Source organism: Oceanobacillus alkalisoli (assembly GCF_021556485.1).
In the GTDB taxonomy this organism is placed as follows: Bacteria; Bacillota; Bacilli; order Bacillales; family Amphibacillaceae; genus Oceanobacillus; species Oceanobacillus alkalisoli.
In genome coordinates this window covers 43,796-53,768 of sequence record NZ_JAKGBW010000024.1, presented here as the reverse complement: position 1 = coordinate 53,768, position 9,973 = coordinate 43,796, and the positions used below count along the sequence as shown (strand labels likewise).

At 41.3% G+C, this 9,973-nt stretch carries 11 protein-coding genes; 9 read left to right on the top strand and 2 right to left on the bottom strand.

Annotated features, from left to right (window positions below):
* Positions 1-179 precede the first annotated feature (179 nt).
* Entirely contained in the window at positions 180-1,370 is a 1,191-nt protein-coding gene (locus LZD48_RS17565) for a chromate transporter (protein WP_235764003.1), read from the bottom strand.
* Between the two features lie 287 nt (positions 1,371-1,657).
* On the opposite strand from LZD48_RS17565, the gene LZD48_RS17560 reads away from it, so the two are divergent.
* Positions 1,658-2,233 (top strand): B3/B4 domain-containing protein, encoded by a 576-nt coding sequence (locus tag LZD48_RS17560; protein ID WP_235764002.1) that lies wholly within the window; start codon positions 1,658-1,660, stop codon positions 2,231-2,233.
* Positions 2,234-2,313: 80 nt separating this feature from the next.
* Here LZD48_RS17560 and LZD48_RS17555 read toward each other — a convergent pair whose 3' ends face one another.
* Positions 2,314-2,451 (bottom strand): hypothetical protein, encoded by a 138-nt coding sequence (locus tag LZD48_RS17555; protein WP_235764001.1) that lies wholly within the window; start codon positions 2,449-2,451, stop codon positions 2,314-2,316.
* Between the two features lie 341 nt (positions 2,452-2,792).
* Between LZD48_RS17555 and arcC the strand changes: the two genes are divergently transcribed.
* The 8 genes from arcC (at position 2,793) to LZD48_RS17525 (ending at position 9,972) form a co-directional block, all read left to right on the top strand.
* Positions 2,793-3,749: a carbamate kinase gene (gene arcC, locus LZD48_RS17550; RefSeq protein WP_235764000.1), complete on the top strand. Its 957-nt coding sequence runs from the start codon at positions 2,793-2,795 to the stop codon at positions 3,747-3,749.
* 197 nt (positions 3,750-3,946) lie between these two features.
* Positions 3,947-4,159 carry a hypothetical protein gene (locus tag LZD48_RS18965; RefSeq protein ID WP_310739864.1) on the top strand — a complete coding sequence of 71 codons (213 nt, stop codon included), beginning with the start codon at positions 3,947-3,949 and terminating at the stop codon, positions 4,157-4,159.
* Between the two features lie 85 nt (positions 4,160-4,244).
* Positions 4,245-4,532 (top strand): hypothetical protein, encoded by a 288-nt coding sequence (locus tag LZD48_RS18960; protein WP_310739863.1) that lies wholly within the window; start codon positions 4,245-4,247, stop codon positions 4,530-4,532.
* Positions 4,475-4,924 (top strand): amidohydrolase family protein, encoded by a 450-nt coding sequence (locus LZD48_RS18955; RefSeq protein ID WP_310739862.1) that lies wholly within the window; start codon positions 4,475-4,477, stop codon positions 4,922-4,924. Before LZD48_RS18960 ends, LZD48_RS18955 begins: the two co-directional genes overlap by 58 nt.
* Positions 4,925-5,308: 384 nt before the next feature.
* Positions 5,309-7,726, top strand: coding sequence for a Na+/H+ antiporter subunit A (locus tag LZD48_RS17540; protein WP_235763999.1), 2,418 nt, complete (start codon positions 5,309-5,311; stop codon positions 7,724-7,726).
* On the top strand, positions 7,723-8,157 hold the full coding sequence (locus LZD48_RS17535) for a Na(+)/H(+) antiporter subunit B (RefSeq protein ID WP_235763998.1): 435 nt from the start codon (positions 7,723-7,725) through the stop codon (positions 8,155-8,157). Before LZD48_RS17540 ends, LZD48_RS17535 begins: the two co-directional genes overlap by 4 nt.
* Positions 8,157-8,495, top strand: coding sequence for a Na(+)/H(+) antiporter subunit C (locus tag LZD48_RS17530; protein WP_235763997.1), 339 nt, complete (start codon positions 8,157-8,159; stop codon positions 8,493-8,495). Before LZD48_RS17535 ends, LZD48_RS17530 begins: the two co-directional genes overlap by 1 nt.
* Positions 8,488-9,972: a Na+/H+ antiporter subunit D gene (locus LZD48_RS17525; protein WP_235763996.1), complete on the top strand. Its 1,485-nt coding sequence runs from the start codon at positions 8,488-8,490 to the stop codon at positions 9,970-9,972. The genes LZD48_RS17530 and LZD48_RS17525 overlap by 8 nt, the downstream gene beginning before the upstream one ends.
* Position 9,973: the final 1 nt, after the last annotated feature.

The window sequence follows — 9,973 nt, the reverse complement described above, 5'->3', positions numbered from 1 at the left end:
ACAGCTTGAACCCTTTCATCCAATGTGTGTTTCATTACTTTCTCAGACATAATAAAAACTCCCTTTATAGTAGTAGAGATCTTTTATTATTTCTCTGTCTACTATAAAGGGAGCATATCACAGAGCACTTGTCCCACTTCAAGTGGAACGGTTGCTCTGACCCCATTGTCGCACAAGACTTAAAGGAAACTAATGGCCCATCCACCAATTGCTCCGGTGAGGACGACAATCCAGGGTGGGAGTTTGAAATACGCCAGCATGCTGAATAATACGGCTACAAGAGCAAAGTCGACTGGCTCATGAACAGAGCTTGTCCAAATCGGATTGTAAAGTGCGGAAAGGAGAATACCTACCACAGAAGCATTCACACCAATTAAAGCCGCTTTTATTTTTGAATTTTTTCGGAGTGAATTCCAAAATGGCAACGCACCGAGAATGAGCAGAAAGGCTGGCAAAAAAATCGCAAATGTTGCAAACAGTCCACCCTGCCATCCACTAATAACGGTGCCAATATAAGCGGCGAATGTGAACAATGGCCCAGGAACCGCTTGTGTCGCACCGTACCCTGCAAGGAAATCCTGTTCACTAAGCCAGCCTGTTGGAACGAACTCTTGCTCGAGAAGTGGTAATACCACATGTCCGCCGCCAAACACAAGAGAACCGGAGCGATAGAAGCCATCAAATAGCTCGACCCATTGATTTGAAGTAAATCCACGAACAACTGGAAGCAGGAAAAGAATACCGAAAAATAAACTTAAACATATAGCTCCCATTCTTTTGGATATCGGGAAATTGATATTTGTCTCTTTCTCTCCTGTATTTTCTTTTCGGAAAATGATAAAGCCAACGAGACCAGCAATAATAATCGCAGCAATTTGCGTATATGCGGAATGGAAAAGTAATGTCAGAATTAAAGCGAACAAGGCGATTACTTTTGTCTGTATATCTGGAGTAAAGTTTTTTGCCATTCCTAAAATGGCGTGCGTTACGACAACAACGGCTACAATTTTTAATCCATTAATCCAGCCAGCATCTTCTATCCCAAAAGTATGCAAGAATGAGGCGAACACAATGAGTGCGACAACAGAAGGCAGTGTAAACCCTAGAAAAGATATGATTCCACCGATAAAACCTCCACGCAAGACGCCGACTCCGATTCCAACCTGACTACTCGCTGGGCCTGGAAGGAACTGACAAAGAGCAACCAGATCCGCGTAACTTTTTTCATCCATCCATTTCCGTCTGCGGATGTATTCCTCATGGAAGTAACCTAGATGCGCAACCGGGCCGCCAAAGGATGTGAGTCCAAGCCGGCTTGATACAAGAAAAATTTCTAACCAGATTTTAAATATTGATTCTCTATTATTCATTCAAATAACACCACCTGCAAATACTAAAATGAAATATTACTATACCATGCCAATCCATTCCTAACAACGGAACCAGCTGAAAATTAATTCAAACTTAACATTGGCGGGGACAAGGGGTCAGGGCATTTGTCCCGTTTCAGGTGGGACAGTTACACTGCCCCCCTTGTCCCCATCCTCAAAGTTATGGCAATATATGAAGTAGAAGGAAAAATGGGACAAATACTCTGACCCTCTGTCCCAAAGGGAGGCGAGATGGTGGAGGTTTTGATTTCTGGGGTGATGCTCGGTTGCTCGATTATTTTGATGAGACGGTGGAGGAGACTGGCTTGCGCTATGAGTTGAGTGAAATCGCGCAAGTTCCGCATATTCAGGAGACGAGGGAAGCTTATAAAACGTTGGGGAAATCTCCTTCTCAGTATCGTAATGCATCAGAAGCGATGCTGCGACGAATTGTGAAGGGGAATGGCTTATATAAGATCAATAATGTAGTGGAAATCAATAATTTAATTTCCATCCGCTCTGGTTATTCTATTGGTTCTTATGATAATCAGGCACTAAGCGGGAAAATTGAATTACGTCCGGCACCAGCTGGAGAACGTTATGATGGGATTGGTAAATTTGACATTAATATTGAAAACCTGCCCGTATTATTTGATGAAGAAGGAGCATTTGGCAATCCAACGAGCGACAGTAATCGGGCGATGATTCAGGAGGGGAAACGTGAAGTCCTAAGTGTTATCTATGCTTTCCACCTGGAACAAGAAGAGTTGGAAAAGTGGTTGGCGGAATATCGCAAATTACTTGAGCGGTATACAGACGCAACAGCCATCCGGACAGAGATTATTACGCCAAGTACCAACTAAGTAAAAGCATTAAAAAGAGAGGTCCTACAGATTGACCTCTCTTTCTTTATCCAATTATCGGATATCATTTTCCACACACCTTATGATTTTGATTTTAGTTGTTCGAGAACTTGCGGATTTTTTAATAATTGTTCGAAACACTTCGGGCATGCTGTCGTATAGAGAACCTGTTCATCTTCCCGGATGATATGAATATGTTTACCGATATCTTTGCACATCTTTTAAACTTCCTTTCTAGCCACCCATCTTTTTACCTTCTTAAAAAACAGAAAGAATCCTGCCTAATAAATAGGTCCAAGATTCAAAAAAAGTAATGGATGATTTTAAATATTTTTAAAATACTATCACATTGTTGGTTAGCAGTCAATAGCTAAAAAATCAAAAAAATGATTAAGCATTAAAGGAATTTATGATATTCTATATCATAAAGGAAAATTCTCTGATAACAAACTCAGGGTGAAAAGTTGAATCAATAATTGGTTGTCAATGAGTCACAGTTCGGATTTTGTTAGATAAATTCGTATCCTACTTGGTCTCTTGGCGTAAAGGAGGAAACATAATGGGAGAAAGAATTGTCATTGCATTAGGTGGAAATGCAATCTTACAACCAGGGCAGGAAGCAACTTATGAAACACAATTTGAAAATGTCCAGAAAAGTGCCGAAGTTATTGCGAGGATTATTAATCAAGGCCATACGGTTGTTGTTACGCACGGAAACGGTCCCCAAGTAGGTAACATTCTAAGGCAAAATGAAGAAGCGAAGCATGTTGTTCCGGCAATGCCATTAGTTATTTGCAGCGCGGAATCTCAAGGATTCATCGGCTATATGCTTGAACAGGCATTAAGAAATGAATTACTGAAATTAAATAATGAAACTCCGGTCACTGTCATGCTTACTCAGACAGAAGTTTCAAGTGCTGATCCAGACTTTGAGGACCCTTCCAAACCGATTGGTGTCTTTTATTCGGAAGAGGAGGCGAAACAGTTGGCTTCTGACAAAGGCTGGACGGTAAAAGAGGATGCAGGAAGAGGTTGGAGACGAGTCGTAGCTTCACCAGAACCGAAGTCGATTATCGGATCTAGCACCATTCAACAATTATCAGAGATGGGGACAATCGTCGTTGCAAGCGGTGGTGGCGGTGTTCCGGTTGTGAAACAGGACGATGGAACGTATGAAGGAATCGATGCTGTAATTGACAAAGACCGCAGCGCCTTTAAGTTAGCAGAAGAAATTAATGCAGATCTGTTTATGATTTTAACCGATGTAGATAATGTATATATCAATTACGGGAAACCTGAACAAGAGATACTTACTGAAGTTACTTTGGAAGAAGCGAATAAATATGTAAGTGAAGGCCATTTCTCAGCAGGCAGCATGGGTCCAAAAATGGAAGCAGCAATCAAATTTGCCCAAACCGGCCAACGAGCCATCATCTGTTCCCTCGACCAAGCCGACCAAGCCATGCAAGGCAAAACAGGAACACAAATCAAACCAAAAGTGAAAGCACGTGTTTAGGAGCATCTGAACTGGATCGCGGTGCAGGAAGATAAAGGAAACACGCCGAACGCAGTGAGGCGATGTTGACTTATCAACCGGAAGCGCGGGAAGTTCAGAGAGCTCCTGCGTGCTTAAGCTAGAGGAAACCAAAAGCTCAAGCACGCGTTTGGGAGTATCATTCGCTTTTCCAAGAAACAAAAGGAGGAGCACTGACAATGGCGCTAGATATCGTAATTAAAAATGGAAATGTCGTATTGACGGACGGTGTTTATCAAGTGGACATCGGAATCAAAGACGGTTCCATTGCTGTAATAGCAGAAGATATAACAGAGGAAACAGAAGAAATCATTGATGCTAGCAATCAATTTGTTTTACCGGGAATAGTCGATACTCATGTCTTGCAGCCGGTGGAACAACAAGTTATGTAGAAATGATTCGTGAAGGAAGGACGAGTCTGGTGATTATGTTGATTCCCGGCCGATATTTACCGAAGTGGTAGCAGTTCAAAGGGCTTTGCTTTTTGCAAAAGAGACAGGCTGTAAGCTTCACTTTGTCCATATCAGTTCTTCTGAAGCAATCCAACGAATTGTAAAAGCGCGTGAGAGTGGTATGGACGTGACGGTAGAATCCTGCCCGCATTATTTTGCGCTTACCGCAGAAGATGTAGAGCAAATCGTTCCAAGGGCAAGTGTCAACCACCGCTTAGACGAACTCGAGATCAAGAAAAGCTGTGGGATGAACTGTTGGCTGGTAATATCGACTGGCTTGCTTCTGACCACTCGCCTTGTACGGAAGAACTGAAAGAAGGGAATATCTTTGAAGCCTGGGGCGGAATCAGCGGAGCACAGAACAGTGTTGATTTAATGTTTGATTTGGCAGTTAAACACCGTGGCATGCCTGTTCATGAATTTGCTAAACAAATCGCTGCAAATCCGGCCAAACGATTTCAATTACCTAATAAGGGTGCATTAGCTGTTACGAAGGATGCCGATATTATTTTAATCGATCCGAACCGCGAATATGTAGTCGAACGTGAAAATCTTTATTATAAAAACAAACATAGTGCCTATGAAGGGCGGAAAATTGGCTGCCGTGTTACAAAAACAATCGTCCGCGGAAATGTTGTGTATGACATAGAGCTGGGCATAGTCGAAAGACCTGTATGGGAATTGATTACTGGAAAGCAAAAATAGAACTTTGTCAAAGCCTGTCATAGCACAAACTCATCTTACTTTGCTAGTCGACAAAAAGAGATATGTTTAGCGTGTGAAGAAAAGTTTTTCGAATAAATTTACGGTTCAACCTTTATTTTTTTGGTAAAGTAAGTTAAACTATTAATAATCGAAAAGTAGATAAGTGCACCACCATGGAGGAGTCTGTCAACAAAGGGCGAATTATGCCTTTTTTCAGGCTCTTTTTTTATTTGGTATAGGTGAAAGGGTGAGTAGGGATAATAGTATGAGTAAGCGGATTAAAGGGAACGTTCTCAAATGAATAGTGCGATATCTTAGAATTACTAGAATACGGTGTCTAGATAAAAACTTATTAAAGCTTTCTAGAGAAAAGGAGGAATTTATTTGACACTCTTACATTGGGCTACTATTTCTCCCTTTTTGTTAGCAATATTTATTCCATTATTATATAAGTATTTCCGAAAAATACATACAGGTTGGTTCGTTCTTATTCTGCCGCTCGTACTTTTTATTTATTATTTTAACTATTTGCCGGTAACAAGGGACGGGGGTACCGTTACGGAGCATGTTCCTTGGGTCCCCTCACTCGGGATAAACTTTGACTTATATGTGGATGGTTTAAGCCTCTTGTTTGCCTTATTGATAACCGGTATAGGTGTGCTTGTCGTTTTATATTCGATTTACTATTTAGCAGATAAAAAGGAGAAATTGAATAACTTTTATGTCTATCTTCTCTTATTTATGGGTGCGATGCTTGGAGTCGTCTTATCCGATAACCTGATTGTTCTTTATGTATTCTGGGAAGCTACGAGCATCTCTTCCGCACTCCTGATCAGTTATTGGTTCCATCGTGAGAAATCGGTATATGGAGCACAAAAGTCGATGTTTATTACCGTTTTCGGCGGCTTAAGCATGCTTGGTGGATTCTCGCTCATTTATGTGATGACTGGGACGTTCAGTATTAGGGAAATTATCGCGAATGTGGATCTTGTCACGGCAAGCTCCTTGTTTATTCCAGCAATGCTCTTCGTGTTGCTTGGTGCATTTACAAAATCAGCACAGTTTCCATTCCACATCTGGTTGCCCGATGCTATGGAGGCGCCAACTCCAGTCAGTGCATACTTGCACTCAGCTACAATGGTTAAGGCGGGAATCTATCTCGTTGCTCGTGTAACTCCAATTTTCGGTGGCGGGGCAACATGGTTCTGGATCATTACACTGGCAGGGCTTACTACATTGATTTGGGGCTCTGTTCAAGCAGTACGGCAAAAAGACTTGAAATCAATTTTGGCATTTTCCACAGTCAGTCAGCTTGGAATGATTATGAGTCTACTTGGCGCTGGTTCGGCTGCTTATTACTTTAATGATGGTGATAACCTGCTCTATACGACAGCGATTCTTGCTGCGGTATTTCATTTAATAAACCATGCAACCTTTAAAGGAAGTTTATTTATGGCAGCAGGAATTGTAGATCATCAAACGGGAACGCGTGATATTCGTAAACTCGGTGGGTTGATGACGTTCATGCCGATTACGGCAACGATTTCCTTGTTCGGCCTTGCTGCGATGGCAGGAATTCCTCCGCTAAACGGTTTCTTGTCGAAAGAATTGTTTTTTACAGGGATGGTTCAAGCTTCCCAATACGGAATTTTCAATTTGGATACGTGGGGGATGTTCCTTCCGATCATTGCTTGGTTTGCGAGTATATTCACGTTTCTATATTGTGCCATTCTATTTTTTAAAACATTTCGTGGCAAGTTCCAATTGGAAAAGCTCAATGTCAATAAAGTACGTGAAGCACCATTTGGCATGCTGATCAGTCCAATTGTTTTAATTACACTCGTTATTGTATTCGGATTGTTCCCGCATATCTTGGCATATTCCATTATTGAACCGGCAATGCAATCCATCCTGCCAGGAATATTATCTGCAGGAGAACGATTTGAAGTATATATCACGCATTGGCACGGGTTTAATTTGGAACTCTGGATGACGATTGGTGTATTTCTTATCGGGATTCTTCTGTACCGTACGATGAGCAAGTGGTCTAAGTTCGGTTTTTACCAGACGGAGCAGGATATCTTCAACTATGTCTATGACCAAGGTTATGATGGTCTGATTAAAGGTTCGCAAGTGATTACAAGAGCGCAAATAACCGGTAGATTACGGGATTACTTTGTTTATATGTGTGTGTTTATGGTGCTGCTCATTTTTTATACGATGTTCAAGTACGATGGATTTATGCTGAGTACGGATAATTTATCACCGGTCGAACCATATATGTGGCTTGTCCTCATTGCTTTCGTTGCATCGATTGTCGCTGTCCCGTTCATCAATAATCGGATGACAGCAATCATTGTAACAGGTGCGGCAGGTTATCTTGTCGCCATTATGTTCACGATATTCCGTGCACCTGATTTGGCACTCACCCAATTGCTCATTGAAACGGTGTCCGTTATTTTATTCATGCTCGTCTTTGTTCATTTACCTAAACTGAAGAAAGAAAAAATAAAATCCTCTACGAAAATCGTTAATCTGATTGTATCGATATCTGTTGGTGCAATGATTACCTTAGTGTCCATTAGTGCCTTTGCATTTGGTAGTGAAACTGGATTTTCGTCGATTCGAGAATACTTTATTGAAAACTCGAAAGTACTTGCAGGTGGTTACAACATTGTTAACGTTATTCTTGTTGACTTTCGTGGATTGGATACAATGCTTGAGATTCTCGTGCTGGCTATTGCCGCACTCGGGGTCATCTCATTTATTAAACTCAGATTAAAGGAAGGTGAAGACGTATGAGGAAAAGCCCGGCAAACAATATGATGCTCCAAACAGCCATGCGATATATTACTATTATCGTCTTTGCTTTTTCTTTTTATCTTTTTTTTGCGGGGCATAACTCCCCGGGTGGAGGATTTATTGGTGGTTTAATGACGGCAAGTGCATTTTTAATTTTGTATCTTGCCTTTGATAAAAAAATTATGAAAAAAGTAATTCCATTTGATTTCACGATTCTTATCGGGATCGGTTTGTTATTTGGGGTAGGAACTGGTATTGCAAGTATGTTATTCGATTATCCATTTCTCACCCAGTTCTTTGATTATTTTCATATTCCATTCTTCGGTGAAGTGGAATTGACAACCGCATTATCCTTTGACTTAGGAGTATACCTCGTTGTAGTCGGAGCAGCGATGTCAATTATTTTAGTGATTGCGGGGGATGATGAATAATGGAAATCGTAATGTCAATCGTTATTGGAATTGTTTTTACAGTAAGTGTTTATTTATTGCTATCGAGAAATTTAATACGGGTCATCCTTGGTACATTGACAATATCACATGGTGTGCATCTACTCTTGATTACAATGTCTGAATTGCAACGGGGTGCACCGCCAATCTTAAATATTGGAGAGGAGAATTTTACGGACCCTTTGCCGCAAGCGCTTGTGTTGACAGCGATTGTCATTTCATTCGGGGTGACATCGATGTTGCTTGTCTTGGGATACCGAACATATAAAGAACATAAAACTGAAGATCTAGATCAATTAAGGGGTTCTGCTGATGAATAATATAATTATACTCCCGATCATCATTCCGTTTATTATCGGGGCGATACTACTCATATTTGCTAAGCATCACAAACTCCAACGTGTAATTAGTGGACTAACATCTATTGCACTCCTCCTTTTTACTATCTATTTAACGGTTCTTGTTTATATGGATGGTATCATCGTGCTTGAAGCAGGGAATTGGTCAGCACCTTTTGGAATTGTGCTTGTCGCTGATATGTTTGCGACTCTGATGCTATTGTTGACGGCTATTATTGCTACAGCTTGTCTATTCTTTGCTTTTAAAACAATTACACCGAAAAGGGAAAGATTTTATTTTTATCCATTTTACTTCTTTCTGCTTGTTGGAGTGAACGGTGCATTTTTAACCGGGGATATTTTCAACCTGTTTGTCTTTTTCGAAGTGTTGTTACTCGCTTCTTACGGGCTGATTGTCCATGGTGGTACAAAATACCAGCTCCGTGAGTCGTTTAAATACGTAATCATCAATGTGTTCTCCTCTGCATTATTTGTTGTTGCGATTGCTTGGCTTTATTCGGTGACAGGGACACTAAACATGGCGCATCTGTCTGAACGAATTGCTGAGCTTGAGCAGACAGGGGTGATCAATACGATTGCGATGATGCTCTTTATTGTATTTGCAACGAAAGGGGCCTTGTTCCCGCTTTATTTCTGGTTACCGAAATCCTACTTCGGACCGCCTGCAGCAATTGCAGCATTATTCGGTGGGTTGCTGACAAAGGTTGGAATATATGCAACTATCCGCGTGTTTACGTTAATTTTTTACCATGATGCTGGGTTTACGCATAAAATTATTATTACCGTTGCGGCTGGGTTTACAATGTTGTTAGGGGTACTTGGAGCCGTCTCGCAGTTCGATTTTAAGCGAATCTTATCCTATCACATCATCAGCCAGGTCGGTTACATGGTGATGGGGCTTGGGATTTTTACTCCGCTTGCTGTTGCGGGAGCGATATATTACATAGCGCACCATATGATTGTTAAAACAGCGCTCTTCCTGTTTGAAGGAGCGGCTAAGCGTGTAACTGGCGTAAGTGATTTAAAGCAAATGGGTGGATTGCTTAAAACCCATCCATGGCTCGCTTGGCTCTTCTTTATCAGTGCTATTTCCCTTGCCGGGATCCCGCCGTTTAGTGGGTTCTTCAGTAAGTTTCCGATTATACTTGCTGGTTTCCAGGAAGGACAGTATGTAATTGCCGGAGTAGCTTTATTAGTTGGTTTACTAACCCTCTTCTCGATGATGAAAATCTTTGGTTACGCGTTTTGGGGTAAACAGAAACATACCGAAGAGCAAGCGAAAATCAAGATTGGTAAATTACTTGCACCAATCGCACCGCTTGTCGCATTAACAATCATCCTTGGACTAGCTGCTGAGCCGATGTTCCAATATTCATTAGAGGTAGCGGAGCAAATTATGGACCCACAAATCTATATTGACTCTGTGCTGAAGGAGTAGG

What these genes read in the sequence shown, in the direction of transcription:
- LZD48_RS17535 (WP_235763998.1), top strand. Translation starts at nt 7,723, where the DNA reads ATGAGGAAAAGCCCGGCAAACAATATGATGCTCCAAACAGCCATGCGA.
- LZD48_RS17565 (WP_235764003.1), bottom strand. Translation starts at nt 1,370, where the DNA reads ATGAATAATAGAGAATCAATATTTAAAATCTGGTTAGAAATTTTTCTT.
- LZD48_RS17525 (WP_235763996.1), top strand. Translation starts at nt 8,488, where the DNA reads ATGAATAATATAATTATACTCCCGATCATCATTCCGTTTATTATCGGG.
- arcC (WP_235764000.1), top strand. Translation starts at nt 2,793, where the DNA reads ATGGGAGAAAGAATTGTCATTGCATTAGGTGGAAATGCAATCTTACAA.
- LZD48_RS18965 (WP_310739864.1), top strand. Translation starts at nt 3,947, where the DNA reads ATGGCGCTAGATATCGTAATTAAAAATGGAAATGTCGTATTGACGGAC.
- LZD48_RS17530 (WP_235763997.1), top strand. Translation starts at nt 8,157, where the DNA reads ATGGAAATCGTAATGTCAATCGTTATTGGAATTGTTTTTACAGTAAGT.
- LZD48_RS17555 (WP_235764001.1), bottom strand. Translation starts at nt 2,451, where the DNA reads ATGTGCAAAGATATCGGTAAACATATTCATATCATCCGGGAAGATGAA.